We start from the raw sequence: 15,939 nt of genomic DNA, 5'->3' as shown, positions 1-15,939 counted from the left end.
CCTAAAGTTTATGGCTGGTAAAATAGTTCTTATCAGACCGTATATAGCTGATTTTATAACCTAAATTCTGCCATACAAGTCGCATATCGTAAGCGAACATGTGGCTTAGACCTATGTCTCCGCCAAGACAACGAGAGACTTTTGAGGCTAAAAAAGTACGCAACACAATCAATAACAAAAGAGAGAAAGAGGAACAGCCCAATACTATCCAATTATGTGAGAGATATCCAAAGACACAACAGGCAAGTGATGTAAGAAAACTCAGATAGAGCATTACATTATTGAACAACATACAAAGGCTATAACTTCTGCTGCCATTTAATAAATTACGAGATGCATAGAAGTATTTTTTCCGCTTCTTCCATTCCTCGTCACTGATTTCATCTTCATAGAGCCATGAAGCCTGACGAATATCTACAGTTACATTTCTATTTAAGCCAAGTTTATTGGTCAGGAAATCATATTCTCCACGAGTAATTTGCAAATTTCCACGGAACCCTTCTTCTTCCATAAAACGACTTTTACGAAAAGCAATGTTAAAGCAATTCGTTGCCCAAGCCTTACCACATTGCGCACTATGAAGCCTATTATTAGCTGTTTGTATATGTTCAAAACGCCACATAGGTGGAACACTTTTGCCAAGCGCGACATACCCCATGACAAAGTCGGTATTGTCTTCCATGTTTTCTGCCCAAGAAGTTAACCAATCTTCGTTAACAGGTTTGCAAGTGGGGTTTGTAATAGCTATCCATTCCGTTTTAGCCGCTCTCACTCCCAACGTTATAGCTAATTTCTTGCGACTCATATAGCGCGAAGAGTCAGGTAAATAAGTCACATACAGATTGTCATGTTTCTCTTTCAAACGCTTCATTAGCTCTTCTACATCTCGATCACCTTTGTCGGCAACAATGATAACTTGATAGTTTCCTTTATATTCTTGTCTCAATAAAATAGGAAGATTAGACTGTAATTCTGTGGCATTGTTATGAACGGGTATAACAATACTAAGATTGGGCTGCGTCTCCTTATGCTCACCAATTTGTTTTCCACTCTTCATCTTAACCTTATGCAGAAAAGGACTTGCTAAAGAAGCTATAATAGCAAGTAGTATGACGGTTATTCCTAAAATAAGTGTGAATTGGTCTATTATCATATATTTGTTCTCGTAAGGGTTGATGAGGATAGTTTATAAGTCTTCTGTAATATAACCTTGGGGGAGTTGTCGGCAATTATATTGGCTTGCCATAGTTTCTCCATAGGCACCTGCACTTCGAATTGCCAATAAATCCCCACGCTTGGTTTTGTTTAGTTCAATGGACTTCGCAAAAACATCACTTGATTCGCAAATTGGTCCAACAACATCATAGACCTCCATGGGAGCATTACTACTGATATTCTCAATTTGATGATAAGCATGATATAGTGCTGGGCGTATCAAATCTGTCATGCCTGCATCAACAATGACAAACTGCTTTTGAGTCCCTTGTTTGATGTAAAGGGCACGAGTAATAAGACTGCCACATTGTGCAACTATAGAGCGCCCTAATTCAAAGTGAAGTTGTTGTCCTTCCCGCAGATTTAGATGGTGGGCATAAGTATTGAAATATGTCTTGAAGTCTGGAATTAGATTTTGATCTGGACAATCATAGTTGATACCTAATCCACCACCAACATTAATATGTTTAACCACAATATGTTGTTTTTCTAATTGGTCTTGTAATCTGTTGATACATGAGCAAAGGTTGATGAAATCATCCATGATAAGAATCTGACTACCAATATGGAAATGAAGTCCTATAAAGTCGATGTTTTTTAATTTATAAGCTTCTTTTATAATGTGGTCCATACTTTCAATGGCAATACCAAATTTATTCTCTGCCAAACCGGTCGTAATATTGGCATGAGTATGAGCTTCTATATCCGGATTAATTCTAAACGCTACATTGGCAATCTTCTTTTTTGCCATGGCAAGCTCATTGATAATCTCAAGTTCAGGTAGACTTTCTACATTGAAACAGAAAATATTTTTATCCAATGCAAGATTTATTTCCCAATCACTCTTACCAACTCCAGCATATACTATCTTCGATAGGGGAAAACCGGCTGCAATTGCAGCTAGTATTTCACCACCGCTTACACAGTCTGCTCCAAGTCCGGCTTGACATATAATATTTAATACTTTTGGATTAGCATTAGCTTTGATGGCATAATGAACGATGATGTCATTATAGTTTTTTGATTCAACTTTTAAAGTCGTCAATGTTTCTCGTAACAAGTCCGTATCATAATAAAAGAAAGGTGTCTGTATACTCCGAAATTTAGCTATATCAAATTTTCTTTTGGTCATTAGTTTTCTATCATTTGTACTATTTATTGAATAGTGTTTTATTCAAACTCCGTAAAGCTTTTTCCTTGTCAATTTCACGAATCAGAAATGATATGTTATAGTTGCTCCCTCCATAAGAAATCATACGCACAGGAATTTCCTTCATGGCTTCAAGTGCCAATGTTTCAAAACCAATATTTCCCCAATCTAAATCTCCTACTACACAGATAATACACATATCTGTATCTACGGTAACAGTTCCGTATTTTTTTAATTCATCAACAATTTCATTTAGATGGCTATTGTCGTCAATACTTACAGACACACCAACCTCACTTGTTGTAATCATATCAATAGGAGTCTGGTAACTTTCAAAAATTTCAAAGACTTTGCGAAGAAAACCTGTTGCTAAAAGCATCCGGCTGCTTTTAATTTTCACAGCTGTGATATCATCTTTCGCAGCAACGGCCTTTATCTTACCTTTGACAATAACATTATTTATGATAGTACCTTCTGCATTTGGGTCCATTGTGTTTTTCAGTCTGACGGGTATACCTGCATATTTTGCAGGCTGAACACAAGTGGGATGAAGGATTTTTGCTCCAAAGTAGGCTAACTCAGCCGCTTCCTCAAAATTCAGCTGATGTATAGCCTCTGTATTTCTTACAATACGTGGATCATTATTGTGCATTCCATCTATATCTGTCCATATTTGAATCTCTTCTGCCGGAAGTGCAACCCCAACCAAGGATGCCGTATAGTCGCTACCACCACGTTGCAGATTGTCAACCTCACCATAAGCATTGCGACAAATAAATCCTTGTGAAATATAAATTTGGCTTCCGATATTTTTTTTCATTATATCAGCCAACTTTTCCTTGATGTACAAAAGATCCGGTTCCGAGTTCTTATCTGTCCTCATAAAATTAAGTGCATTTAACAATACAGTTTTGAAACCGGACTCTTGCAGATAATTCGCAACCATATTTGTACTCATAATTTCACCTTGGGCCACAATATTTTTCTCTTCAAAACTTGTAAAGAAGCCTTTTGTGAAAGAGCGTAGATAATTGAATTCGGTATGTAAAAAATCTCTTGTCTTTTGCTTGTATTCGTCTGTCACATACAGATCTTCTACATGCTGCAAATATTTTGTTTCAAGTTTATTTATAATTTCATTGGCACCTTCGGGATTCTTCTTATATAGATATTCGGATATCTCTATAAGTGAATTTGTTGTACCACTCATTGCAGATAAGATAATAAAAGTAGTCTCACCTGATTCTGTTACCAAAGAGGCTACATGCTTCATACGTTCAGGTGAACCAACGGAAGTACCTCCAAATTTCATTACCTTCATGATTGTAATATTTAAGAAATATATATCTTTATTCTATGGAATTTTATATTCTGCATCTTCGGTAAGATCCATTTTGTTGTATTCTGTCGTTACATCATTAATAACTCCATCTTTACAACGATATACTATTCCTTTATATTTGTCTAACAGTGAAATATTATGCGTTGTTATAATAACAGCAGTCCCTGTGGTTGCAATATCTCTGAGTAGACTAATTATATTATCGGCAGTTTCGGAATCGAGATTACCAGTAGGCTCATCTGCAACTATCAATTTCGGTCTATTTAAAATAGCACGTGCAATGGCTATACGTTGCTGTTCGCCTCCAGATAGTTCATAAGGCATTTTGTTGATTTTATCAATCATGCCAACATCTGTAAGTACACTCTCAATACGTTCTTCAATCTCTTTAGAATCCTTCCAGCCGGTAGATTTCAGGACAAATGCTAAATTTTCCCATACCGTTTTTTCATGCAATAGCTTAAAGTCCTGAAAAATAACACCTATTTCTCTACGAAGGGCTGGGATATCTCGCCTTTTCAGCGCCATAATCTCCCTACCAAGTATTTCTGCTTTTTTTTCACCACTCTCTTCCTTGTTATAAATATCAAGTTCACAATAAAATGTTCTAAGTAGGCTGGTCTTCCCCGAACCAACCTTACCTATAATATATAAGAACTCTCCTTCATCTACATGGAAATTCACATCTTTAAGTATCAGCGTATCGTCCTGATATATATCAATATTCTTATAATCAATCAAATTCATATTTATATTTTTTACTTATTCTTACTTTTAGCTATACGACGTTTCTTATCCCAATTAGGTGTATGTCGTTCTAATAGTTCTTGTGCTAAATTTTCAATACGAAGCCCTTTATTTGTAAGTAGTACTATAAGGTGATAAAGCATATCTGATGCCTCGTAAACTAATTTATCTTTTGTTCCCGCTGTTGCTTCAATGACTGTCTCCAATGCTTCTTCACCAACCTTTTGTGCTATTCTGTTTACCCCCTTTTTAAATAGGCTTGTTGTATAGCTATCTTCAGGCATATCATGATAACGTTGATTTATAAAGTCTTGAAGTTCACTCAGAAATAAGATAGGATTATAGTTATTAGTTTCCCCCCAACACGTATCTGTTCCCGTATGACACGTAGGACCTTCCGGTTGTACGCTGATGAGCAAAGTATCATTGTCACAATCGTTTTTGATATTAACAAGATTCAAATAGTTTCCACTGGTTTCTCCCTTTGTCCATAAGCATTTACGCTCACGACTCCAAAATGTCACTTTCTTTGTTTCAATAGTTTTTCTATAAGCTTCCTGATTCATATATCCAAGCATAAGTACATTCTTTGTTACTGCATCTTGAATAATAGCAGGAACAAGTCCATTCATCTTATTGAAATCTATATACATATAATTTATCCTCTATTATATTCTAACATTGATACCTTCTTTTTTAAGATATTGCTTTAGATGTGGAATTGTCAATTCTCCAAAATGAAACACGCTGGCAGCTAAAGCCGCATCGGCTTTACCTTGCAAAAAAACATCTTTGAAATGTTCTTCTTTTCCGGCTCCACCACTGGCTATAATTGGAATACTTACTATTTCTGATAATTGCGCAAGGGCTTCATTGGCAAATCCTTGTTTTATTCCATCGTGGTCCATGCTTGTGAAAAGAATTTCACCTGCACCACGGTCTGCCACTTCCTTAGCCCACTCGAAAAGCTTTCTTCCTGTTTTTTCACGCCCACCTCTAATATAGCAATACCAATCATCTTTATCATATCGTGCATCAATAGCGCAAACACAGACTTGTGAACCATAGTGATTTGTAATCTGATTAATTAAGTCAGGTTGACATAATACCGCACTATTGATACTTACTTTGTCTGCCCCTGCTTGTAATAACCGGTCCACATCTGCTAATTCATTAACCCCTCCTCCTACAGTAAAAGGAATATTAATCTCCTTAGCGACACGTTCTACCATATTTGTGAATGTCTTCCTACCTTCCAAACTGGCTGTTATATCCAGAAAGACCAACTCGTCTGCCCCGGCATCGCTATATGCCTTACCAAGTTCAACCGGGTCACCGGCATTCCTTAGGTTGACAAAATTCGTTCCTTTGACCGTTTTTCCGTCTTTAACATCAAGACAGGGAATAATTCTTTTTGCCAATGCATTCATAATTCCAATTGCTTGATATTTATTCTTCCTTCATAAAAAGCCTTACCAAATACGACTGCAGGAATACCGGCTTGCTCCAAATGAACAATATCTTCATTACTTGAAACCCCACCGCTTGCAATCAGATGCAAATCAGGATATATTTTCATGATTTGTTGATACAAGGTTATTTCTGGTCCTGACAAAGTTCCATCTTTATTAATCTCTGTACATAGCACATTTTTAATACCTTCATCTACATATTGTTTTAGGAAAGGAAGTATTTTCTTTCCCGAATTCTTCTTCCAACCATTTACATACACGTCGCCATCTTTAACATCTGCTCCTAAAATAAGCCTGTCTGCATGATAACGTGATAACCAACTAAAAAAAAGTTCCGGGTCTGTGGCAGAAACACTTCCAACGGTAACCATATGAGCTCCGGCAGCGAAAGCAGCTTCTATGTCTTCCCCTGTTTTTATACCTCCACCGAAGTCCACTTTCAAATCCGTTGTAGAGGTAATCGCCTTCAATACCTTTTCATTTATGATATGCCCTGCTGCTGCTCCATCAAGATCCACTATATGTAATCGTTTGAATCCCAATTTTTCAATGTTGCATGCCACATGCACCGGATCATCGTCATATATGATTTTCTGGTTGTAATCCCCTTTTGTGAGACGGACACATTGTCCGTTTATAATGTCAATTGCAGGTATAAGCTCTATATTCATAAGTCCAGAAAGTTTTGCAGTATTCGTTCTCCAGTCTTCCCACTTTTCTCGGGGTGGAATTGGCATGCATAGAAATTGTCCTTTTGCATGCATGCTGAATAGGGGAGAATATAGTTAGCTGTTGCAATAGTATAGCTTGTTATGGGCACATAGTAACTATGTAAAAAATAGACATACGGGTGCTCTCCCAATCCTTTCAAAAGATTATTCCCCTGATATTGCTCTCCTTGGATTTCTATTTTTTGCCATCCCATAACCGGCACTTTATCCTCATGTGCAACGGGATGGAATTTTTCAACTACAGCATCAAAGATGCCAATGCAATCAACGTCCCCCTCTTTTGAGTGTTTGCACAGAAGTTGTTGCCCTACACAGATGCCAAGAACAGGTTGAGTGAGGTTTTTAATTTCCTCATCAAGTCTGTATTTTCTCAGATGGGCCATGGCTTCAAGTGCATTACCCTGTCCGGGAAATATCACTTTATCCGCTTTCCGCAAGGTCTCTGCATCATCGGTCAAGATCGACTGTATGCCTAAACGTCTCAAAGCATTGACAACCGAATAGATATTGCCGGCATTATATTTTACAATGGCTACTGTCATAAGTGGTAATTAAGAAAATATAATCGTCTTATTATTGTATGTCAGTATTTTCCGTTCAATATGTTTAGTCACGGCTCTGCTCAATACAATTTTTTCCAAATCCTTTCCTTTCATAATAAGGCTATGTGGAGTATCTTTATGGCTGATACGTGTGACATCTTGCTCTATGATTGGACCAGCATCCAACTCAGATGTGACATAATGACTTGTAGCTCCAATGATTTTTACACCACGTTCCCATGCTTGATGATAAGGTTTAGAACCAATAAACGCGGGTAGAAACGAATGATGGATATTGATAATATGGTTTGGATAAGTCTCTATCATTCTTTCACTGATAATTTGCATATAACGGGCCAAGACAATGAACGTAATTTTCTCTTTTTTGAGTAGTTCCATTTCTTTTGTCTCAACCTCATCTTTGTTACTATGGTCTTTTTCTATCGGCCATACATAATAGGGAATATCAAACTGTTCTGCAATATATCTTAAGGTTTCATGATTGCTTATGATACATGGTATCTCTACATCCCACTCTCCGGCTTTATAACGTGCCAACAAGTCATAGAGACAATGGCTCATCTTGCTGACAAAAATGGCCATGCGTGGTTTCTCGTCACTAAAGTAAATATTGAACTCTAAGTGATATCTCGTTCTATAAAGTGTATTTATGATGTCTTCTATTTTATCTCTGGGAATCATAAAATCAGCTAATTCCCATTCTAATCTCATAAAGAAAACACCATCTTCATGATCAACATACTGATCTAAATAGACAATATTTCCCTGATTATCAGTAATGAATTTTGTTATCTCACTAATGATACCTTGCTTGTCCGGACAATGGAGAAGTAATATGGCAGTTGACTTCATTATATATCTTTCAGATTGTAACCTAATTATGGGTTCTTCTATACAATTTGCAAAGATATATAATTTAACTAAGAAATGGAAATTATAATTGCTTTTTTCTTAGTCAATCCTATATATGTATATTTAAGAGTCTCATTCTTCTGTGGCACGAAGAATGATACTTGTAGCCCCAATCGTGAAAAGACAGCCATCTTTAATAACCCTACGCTCTTTGTCCTTCAAGATTTCATTATCTACAAATGTCCCTGTATAACTTGGCCCATCGCAAATGACATATTGGATTTTACCATCCCTTTTTCGACTGACATTTATAATGCAGTGCGTCATATCTATACTGGGATCGTTAGTTTCAATAGGGCAGTTGATATTGCTCCCTTTCATATATCGTCCTATGATATTGTTTCCCATTTTCAGCGGAATCACCTGTTTATAATGGAAAACATTTTCAATGACGACAATAGCACCGTATCCGTTTTCATTGACATGCTCATCTAAAACCTCTTCTTTTTGTATGTTTCGAAGCTTAGACATGCCAATTCGAATGCCAAAATTCTTTCCACACTCCGGACATTCAAAGACTAAAGATTGGCCAACCTGATATTTGGTTTCATCAAATGTGACATAATTATCGCATTTTGGACAACGTACACGTTTCATACCCTTGACTGTGAAAGCGGTTTATCTGATGTGTGTGACCCAACAATCAGTAAATTCGGTATGTTTATAGAACTTGTTGACAACCTTACGAGCATCATTCTCCGAAGCATATACGCCATAAATAACCTTTATCTGGTTGTTGCGTTTCATTATTCTTGCAGCATCATATCCCATTCCATGCAATCTTTTGACAAATTGTCTTGCATTCTTATGGGTAATCCTGCTTGCTAAAACAATACTATAATAATCCGTAGGCTCAATGCGCTTTGTATCTGCTTTCTGTCTTTCGGTATTATCAATTTGATGTGGGGCCTCTTCTTTCTTAGAAGACACCTCCTTGGCAATATATGCTGTAGCATTTCCCAACGTAACATCTTTGGGCATAATGCGTGTAAGGAGTCCTGTGTCAATCCCACTACCGGTTCTTGCCAACTCTCCTCCGTTCTCCAAAGAGGAAGGCAGCAGTAGAAAAGCCAGCAATGCAATACATGCAACCATGATATTCCTTACGACACTCCGTTGAATAGTGTACGTATTTTCCTCTGATAAGATTTCTTCCGATATGTCAGGTTCAACTGTTGAGTCGGAAGAACTTTGCACGCTTGTAAGTTCAAGTCTTGCTGGAACTTCGGTTTCACCAACGTTTAATCTCTTTAATTCAAAGCTGCTTAATCCATATAAGGTTGGAGTGAGCAGCCCCGCTTCACAGGGTTCAAAGGCATAGTGACCTTCCGAGTTGACATTTAGCGTGCCAAGGTCTTTCATTTCGTAGGAGCCTCCTTCGCCCAACAGCTGTTTTATCTCTTCAGCCTCTTGCTCTATCTGTCTCAATGCCTCAGGATAACTGATATCATAGGCTTCCACATAAGATTGTGCAAGAAGAGAATCATTGATTTTCAATAATGGATTAAAGCCAATAGAACGGGTCGGAGGAAGATATGAATGATCTTGCTCGTCAAAATGCGCAGCCAAATGATGGGCCATAAATCCACCGAAGTTTGGAATAATGACACAATCGTTGGTAAGCAATAGGATTTCTATATGTCTTTCTAGTCTAATCACGTTTGCAAAATTAATATATTTATTTCAAGATACAAAGTTTTCAAAATAAAAATATCATTAAAATAATTTGTGCTTTCTATTGCAAGGTCTTATAAAAATAGTACCTTTGTGGCGTAAATAACAGTTAGTGAAAGATGGAATACATAAAGACAGCGATTGAAGGAGTTTTCATATTAAAGCCACATGTCTTTGATGATGCCCGAGGTTACTTCTTTGAGGTATGGAAGAAAGACGAATTTGAGCATCACATTGGTAAGATAGAATTCGTTCAGGACAATGAATCCAAGTCTTCCTATGGTGTGTTGCGCGGTCTGCATTACCAAAAAGGAGAGTATTCACAGGCAAAACTCGTCCGTGTCATCAAAGGAAAAGTGCTTGATGTCGCTGTGGATATTCGCAAGAGCAGCCCAACCTTTGGCAAATATGTCATGGTTGAGCTTTCGGATGAAAACAAATATCAGTTCTTTATTCCACGCGGTTTCGCACATGGTTTTTTGGTTTTGAGCGACGAAGCTATCTTTACTTACAAGGTTGACAATGCTTATTCCCCTCAAAATGAGGCTTGCATACGTTGGAATGATGAAGATATCCATATAGAATGGCCTATAGACTCAAAGGATATACAGACGTCAGAGAAAGATTCTAAGGCCTCTGCGCTGAAAAATGCTGAACTGTTTGATTGATGAAAACCGGGACTTTACAATTCATAGCATTGTTGCTGGGTGCCATCATAACAGTTGCATGCGGTAACAAGAGGTCAAACACTGACAGAACTCCATCAGAAGATTTGACTGCAAAGCAAATGTTGCAAGGCGTTTGGCTGAATGAGGGAGAGTATGATCCGGCCTTTCGTGTCGTAGGTGATACGATTTTCTATCCCGACACTACTTCTCAACCGGTTTACTTCCAGATATTCAAAGACACCCTCGTTCTGCACAGTGCTATTACGACCAAATATCTGATCGTGAAGCAGGCACCGCATCTCTTTGTCTTCAAAAACCAAAACGGAGACATCATCAGATATACGAAAACAGAGGACAAGTCTTATTTGACTTACTTCGAGGAGAAACGCCCCGTAGCCTTAAATCAGAACCAGCTTATCAAGCGCGATTCGGTAATCATCTATGGAAATGATCATTATCATTGGTACATACAGGTGAACCCGACCACCTACAAAGTGGCCAAACAAACATATAACGACGACGGCGTTGAGGTTGACAATGTTTACTATGACAATATCATACACTTGAGTCTCTACCGTGGTGCAACCCAACTCTATAGCCATGATTTTCGGAAAAATGATTTCAGGCATCAAGTTCCGCCCGAGGTGTTGGTCCAAAGCATTTTAAGCGATATCGTCTATACAAAGACCAACACCGATGGCTTCCATTTCAACGCCAGTGTCTGCGTGCCCGACAGTCCCACGAGCTATCAAATTACCATCATTGTCAGCTTTAACGGCAAGGTGAGACTCAAGGTTTGATGGGGCATCGTCTTCATATTGAATTGCAACCGAATCCATTCCGTTTTCCAAATCCAGCCATATTGCACGGCAAACTCAGCCATTTCACTGTGCAATATGGCTGATATTGAGCGGTAAAATGACTGATTTTGCACGCTAAAAGGGCTGAGATGGCGAAACTCATGGCTCAAATCCCGTCCACAATAATCTTAGTCACGCTTCATTGGGTAACCGAGTTTTCCTCGGCTTTTCCATAAGGTTTTTCGCTGGGACTATTTTTTTTGTGAAGAAAGCGTAATTATTCTGATATTATTGTTAACTTTGCATCGCTTTAGGTGGATTAGCTCTCCACCGTAAATGAAGCAAATAATTAATAACGTTATAAAATTTATGTATTTTACTTTATTCATTACCGTTTTGATAACGGCTGTGGTTTTGGTGGTGGCAGCTTATGTCATTGCTAAACTCATCGGCCCACGTTCATACAATCCGGTAAAGGGTGAGCCTTTTGAATGTGGTATTCCGACGCATGGCAGCTCCTGGCTTCCTATGCATGTGGGGTATTATCTGTTTGCCATCCTCTTCCTGATGTTTGACATAGAGACCGTGTTTCTCTATCCATGGGCTGTAGTCGTTAAGCAATTTGGTTCATTGGCCTTGATAAGCATTGGCTTCTTCTTGGTTGTTTTAGTTTTAGGCCTTGCTTATGCATGGCGGAAAGGAGCGTTGGAATGGAAGTAAGAAAACCGCACATCAAGAGTATTCCCTATGATGAATTCAAGGATAATGACTCTCTTGAGAAGATTACCCAAGAACTGAACGAAGGCGGTGTGAACGTTATTGTCGGTTCACTTGACCAGGCAATCAACTGGGGACGCAGCAACTCACTGTGGTCTTTGACTTTCGGAACGTCATGCTGTGGCATTGAGTTCATGGCTGTGGGCTGTGCCCGTTATGACTTTTCACGTTTCGGTTTTGAGGTTACCCGTAACTCCCCACGTCAGGCCGACCTTATTATGTGTGCCGGAACGATAACCAATAAGATGGCTCCTGTGTTCAAACGCCTCTATGATGAGATAGCCGAGCCGAAGTATGTTGTGGCTGTTGGTGGCTGTACGATCAGTGGAGGCCCATTCAAGAAGAGCTACAATGTTGTTCGTGGTATTGACCAGCTGGTGCCTGTTGATGTTTATATCCCCGGTTGTCCTCCGCGTCCGGAGGCTATCCTTTATGGTATGATGCAGTTACAGCGCAAGGTGAAGGTGGAGAAGTTCTTCGGCGGAGCCAACCATAAGATGACGAAAGAAGAGCGTGAGCTGTCTATGTCGAAGGGTGGTTTGCGCGGATTGAGCAATGAAACGATTACTGCTGCCGAGAAACTTGGAAAGAAATCGCCTATCATTGTAACGGATGTGCCCGCTGATTTCGATCCCGAAAAAGGTCTAACAGATTAATAAGGTAAAAGAAGATGAAATTAAATAACATAGAACTTCAATTCGATGACTTTGCCACAGAGATGACAAAGTTGAAGAACGAAAAGCATTTCGACTATCTTGTTACCATTATTGGTGAAGACTTTGGTGAGGAAGGCTTGGGCTGTATCTATATTCTTGAGAACACAGAAAGCCATGAACGCTGCTCGGTCAGAACGATTGCAAAGCAGATAGGCGAGGAATATGTCATTCCTACCACGATTAATCTGTGGAACGCTGCCAACTTGCTTGAGCGTGAAGTGTTTGATTTCTTAGGCATCAAGTTCCTTGGTCATCCAGACATGCGCCGTCTGTTCATGCGTAATGACTTTAAGGGCTATCCGCTCCGCAAGGATTTTGATGCGAGTCCTGAAGCCAACATGTTCCCGACAACCGATGAACCAGAGAGTGATTTCACTACGGAATGGAACCTCGATAAGCAGGGAAACTTGGTTGCAACCCAGCATCGCATGTTTGATGAAGACGACTTCATCGTGAACTTGGGCCCTAACCACCCGAGCATGCACGGTGTGCTTCGCTTGCAGACCGTACTCAATGGTGAAACCGTGAAACACATCTATCCTCATTTGGGATATATTCATCGTGGTATGGAGAAGATGTGTGAAAGCATGACTTATCCACAGACACTGGCTTTCACCGACCGTCTGAACTATCTTTGTGCCATGATGCACCGTCATGCCTTGGTGGGCGTTATTGAGGAAGGTATGGGCATAGAGCTTTCAGACCGCATTCAGTATATCCGCACCATCATGGATGAACTTCAGCGTATTGACAACCACTTGCTGTTCCTCGGCACCTGTGCACAGGACTTGAGTGCGCTGACCGCATTCCTTTATTGTATGCGCGACCGTGAGCATGTGCTGAATGTTATGGAGGAAACTACGGGTGGACGTCTCATTCAGAACTACTATCGCATTGGCGGTTTGCAGGATGATATCGATCCGAACTTTGTCCAGAACGTGAAGACACTCTGCAAATATCTGCGTCCGATGGTTCAGGAATACCTCGATGTCTTTGGTGATAATGTCATCACACATCAGCGTCTTGAAGGTGTTGGCCCGATGAATCTTGAAGATTGTATCAATTATGCAGTGACAGGTCCGGCCGGTCGTGCTGCCGGTTGGCATAACGATGTGCGCAAGAATCATCCTTATGCCATGTATGGCAAGGTTGACTTTGAGGAGGTTACAATGACTGGAGCCGACTCAATGGCACGCTATATGGTTCATATCAAGGAACTTTATCAGAGCTTGAACATCATCGAACAATTGATAGACAATATTCCTGAGGGTGAATTCTATATCAAGCAGAAGCCTATTATCAAGGTGCCTGAAGGCCAGTGGTTCTTCTCTGTTGAGGGTGGAGCAGGTGAGTTTGGCGTATATCTTGACTCACGTGGCGACAAGAGTCCTTACCGTCTGAAGATGCGTCCTATGGGTCTGACCCTTACAGGTGCATTCGACAAGATGCTGAAGGGACAGAAGTTGGCCGACCTTGTGGCTACAGGTGCTGCAATTGATTTCGTTATACCAGATATTGATAGATAATTATGTATGATTTTAGTATAGTAACAAGATGGATTGACAGTCTTCTCCGTCACACGTTGAATCTTGGAGATTTCTGGTCGATTTTGATAGAGTGTATACTGGTAGGCATCTGCATTCTCACAGCCTATGCACTGATTGCTATCGTGTTAATCTTCATGGAACGTAAGGTTTGTGCCTACTTCCAGTGTCGTCTTGGCCCGATGCGTGTTGGCCCTTGGGGTATCTTCCAGGTGTTTGCTGACGTGTTGAAGATGTTGATTAAAGAAATCTTTGCTGTTGATAAGGCAGACAAGATGCTTTACTACATTGCTCCTTTCTTGGTTATCATTGCATCTGTCGGCACATTCTCTTTCCTTCCTTGGAACAAAGGTGCTGTAGTGCTCGACTTCAATGTTGGCGTTTTCCTGCTGACAGCAATTTCGAGTATTGGCATTCTGGGTGTCTTCCTGGCAGGTTGGGGTAGTAACAACAAGTATTCTGTAGTCAGTGCCATGCGTGGTGCAGTTCAGATGATATCCTATGAAATGTCATTATGCCTGTGCCTTATCAGTGCAGTTGTCTTGACAGGTACCATGCAGATTGGTGGTATTGTGGAAGCACAACACGGGGCATGGCTCATTTTCCAGACCCCAGTTACATGGCTTGCTTTCTTGGTGTTCCTCGTTGCAGGCAATGCCGAGGCTAACCGTGGCCCATTTGACTTGGCAGAGGCTGAGAGTGAGTTGACAGCCGGTTATCATACAGAGTATTCCGGTATGGGCTTCGGTTTCTATTATCTGGCTGAATACTTGAACCTGTTTGTTATCTCGGGTATTGCTGCTACAGTGTTCTTAGGAGGCTGGATGCCTTTGCATGTAGCCGGTCTTGACGGTTTCAATGCCGTGATGGATTTCATTCCGGGCATCATCTGGTTCTTTGTAAAGACGTTTGCAATTGTGTGGATTCTGATGTGGATTCGCTGGACATTCCCTCGTCTTCGTATTGACCAGATATTGAAATTGGAGTGGAAGTATCTCATGCCATTGATGCTTGTCATTCTGACTTTGACAACCGTTTGGGTTGCCTTGGTTTAATTCTTTCATGAAATTGATTAAGGAATTTAATTAAAATGGAAAATAACAAATCATATTTCGGTGAAATAGGTGCTGCACTGAAGACACTTGGAACAGGTCTGAAGGTGACGATGAAGGAATACTTCACGCCGAAGACCACGGAGCAGTATCCTGAAAACCGCAAGACTACCCTGCATGTTGCAAAGCGTCATCGTGGCCGTCTTGTCTTCTTGCGTGATGAAGATGAGAACTATAAATGCACGGCGTGTACCATGTGTGAGAAAGCTTGTCCTAATGATACGATCAAGATTGTAGCCCATTTGGAGGAGAACCCAGAAACGGGTCGCAAGAAGAAACAACTTGATGACTACCAGTATGACCTTGGCGACTGCATGTTCTGTCAGCTTTGTGTCAATGCTTGTAACTTCGGGGCTATAGAGTTTGTGAATGATTTCGAGAACTCTGTATTCGATCGTGACAAGTTGGTTTATCATCTCGATAAGGAAGTATATAAAGGTGGTAGCCTGCCCAATCTGATTGAAGGTGGTGCACCACTGACAATCGGTAAGTTTAACACTAAAACCAAGTAATAGA

The 15,939-nt window shown here is 40.0% G+C and carries 18 protein-coding genes; 7 read left to right on the top strand and 11 right to left on the bottom strand.

What is annotated here, in order from left to right; translation table 11 throughout:
* Position 1 precedes the first annotated feature (1 nt).
* The 11 genes from H164_RS0105085 to H164_RS0105035 form a co-directional block, all read right to left on the bottom strand.
* Positions 2–1,153, bottom strand: coding sequence for a glycosyltransferase (locus tag H164_RS0105085; protein WP_019967613.1), 1,152 nt, complete (start codon positions 1,151–1,153; stop codon positions 2–4).
* 33 nt (positions 1,154–1,186) lie between these two features.
* Positions 1,187–2,347 carry a diaminopimelate decarboxylase gene (lysA, locus tag H164_RS0105080; RefSeq protein WP_019967612.1) on the bottom strand — a complete coding sequence of 387 codons (1,161 nt, stop codon included), beginning with the start codon at positions 2,345–2,347 and terminating at the stop codon, positions 1,187–1,189.
* 19 nt (positions 2,348–2,366) lie between these two features.
* Positions 2,367–3,686, bottom strand: coding sequence for an aspartate kinase (locus tag H164_RS0105075; RefSeq protein ID WP_019967611.1), 1,320 nt, complete (start codon positions 3,684–3,686; stop codon positions 2,367–2,369).
* Positions 3,687–3,719: 33 nt separating this feature from the next.
* Positions 3,720–4,454: a cell division ATP-binding protein FtsE gene (locus H164_RS0105070; RefSeq protein ID WP_019967610.1), complete on the bottom strand. Its 735-nt coding sequence runs from the start codon at positions 4,452–4,454 to the stop codon at positions 3,720–3,722.
* 11 nt (positions 4,455–4,465) lie between these two features.
* Complete coding sequence (gene hisIE / locus H164_RS0105065; RefSeq protein ID WP_019967609.1) at positions 4,466–5,107, bottom strand: bifunctional phosphoribosyl-AMP cyclohydrolase/phosphoribosyl-ATP diphosphatase HisIE; 642 nt, start codon at positions 5,105–5,107, stop codon at positions 4,466–4,468.
* Positions 5,108–5,122: 15 nt separating this feature from the next.
* On the bottom strand, positions 5,123–5,884 hold the full coding sequence (gene hisF, locus H164_RS0105060) for an imidazole glycerol phosphate synthase subunit HisF (RefSeq protein ID WP_019967608.1): 762 nt from the start codon (positions 5,882–5,884) through the stop codon (positions 5,123–5,125).
* The gene (gene hisA, locus H164_RS0105055; RefSeq protein ID WP_019967607.1) at positions 5,881–6,597 is read right to left on the bottom strand and encodes a 1-(5-phosphoribosyl)-5-[(5-phosphoribosylamino)methylideneamino]imidazole-4-carboxamide isomerase; all 717 of its coding nucleotides are present in this window, start codon (positions 6,595–6,597) and stop codon (positions 5,881–5,883) included. Before hisA ends, hisF begins: the two co-directional genes overlap by 4 nt.
* Positions 6,594–7,199 (bottom strand): imidazole glycerol phosphate synthase subunit HisH, encoded by a 606-nt coding sequence (gene hisH, locus H164_RS0105050; protein ID WP_019967606.1) that lies wholly within the window; start codon positions 7,197–7,199, stop codon positions 6,594–6,596. The genes hisA and hisH overlap by 4 nt, the downstream gene beginning before the upstream one ends.
* 9 nt (positions 7,200–7,208) lie before the next feature.
* Complete coding sequence (purU, locus tag H164_RS0105045; protein WP_008566585.1) at positions 7,209–8,072, bottom strand: formyltetrahydrofolate deformylase; 864 nt, start codon at positions 8,070–8,072, stop codon at positions 7,209–7,211.
* A gap of 132 nt (positions 8,073–8,204) precedes the next feature.
* Complete coding sequence (locus H164_RS0105040) at positions 8,205–8,729, bottom strand: FHA domain-containing protein (protein WP_025830032.1); 525 nt, start codon at positions 8,727–8,729, stop codon at positions 8,205–8,207.
* Positions 8,730–8,750: 21 nt separating this feature from the next.
* Positions 8,751–9,791, bottom strand: coding sequence for an HU domain-containing protein (locus H164_RS0105035; RefSeq protein ID WP_025830033.1), 1,041 nt, complete (start codon positions 9,789–9,791; stop codon positions 8,751–8,753).
* 134 nt (positions 9,792–9,925) lie between these two features.
* Between H164_RS0105035 and rfbC the strand changes: the two genes are divergently transcribed.
* The 7 genes from rfbC (at position 9,926) to H164_RS0105000 (ending at position 15,935) form a co-directional block, all read left to right on the top strand.
* Entirely contained in the window at positions 9,926–10,474 is a 549-nt protein-coding gene (gene rfbC, locus H164_RS0105030) for a dTDP-4-dehydrorhamnose 3,5-epimerase (protein WP_019967603.1), read from the top strand.
* A complete protein-coding gene (locus H164_RS0105025; RefSeq protein WP_019967602.1) occupies positions 10,474–11,274 on the top strand; it encodes a DUF4738 domain-containing protein in 801 nt (266 codons plus the stop codon). The genes rfbC and H164_RS0105025 overlap by 1 nt, the downstream gene beginning before the upstream one ends.
* A 369-nt stretch (positions 11,275–11,643) precedes the next feature.
* A complete protein-coding gene (locus H164_RS0105020; RefSeq protein ID WP_004376595.1) occupies positions 11,644–11,994 on the top strand; it encodes an NADH-quinone oxidoreductase subunit A in 351 nt (116 codons plus the stop codon).
* Positions 11,985–12,707 (top strand): NADH-quinone oxidoreductase subunit B, encoded by a 723-nt coding sequence (locus tag H164_RS0105015; RefSeq protein WP_019967600.1) that lies wholly within the window; start codon positions 11,985–11,987, stop codon positions 12,705–12,707. The genes H164_RS0105020 and H164_RS0105015 overlap by 10 nt, the downstream gene beginning before the upstream one ends.
* Positions 12,708–12,721: 14 nt before the next feature.
* A complete protein-coding gene (locus H164_RS0105010; RefSeq protein ID WP_025830036.1) occupies positions 12,722–14,293 on the top strand; it encodes an NADH-quinone oxidoreductase subunit D-related protein in 1,572 nt (523 codons plus the stop codon).
* 2 nt (positions 14,294–14,295) lie between these two features.
* Positions 14,296–15,366, top strand: coding sequence for an NADH-quinone oxidoreductase subunit NuoH (nuoH, locus tag H164_RS0105005; RefSeq protein ID WP_025830037.1), 1,071 nt, complete (start codon positions 14,296–14,298; stop codon positions 15,364–15,366).
* Between the two features lie 35 nt (positions 15,367–15,401).
* Positions 15,402–15,935, top strand: coding sequence for a NuoI/complex I 23 kDa subunit family protein (locus H164_RS0105000; RefSeq protein WP_004372600.1), 534 nt, complete (start codon positions 15,402–15,404; stop codon positions 15,933–15,935).
* The last annotated feature ends 4 nt before the right edge of the window (positions 15,936–15,939 follow it).

This window comes from Segatella maculosa DSM 19339 = JCM 15638 (assembly GCF_000382385.1).
GTDB lineage: Bacteria > Bacteroidota > Bacteroidia > Bacteroidales > Bacteroidaceae > Prevotella > Prevotella maculosa.
This window is presented reverse-complemented; position numbering and strand designations above follow the sequence as displayed.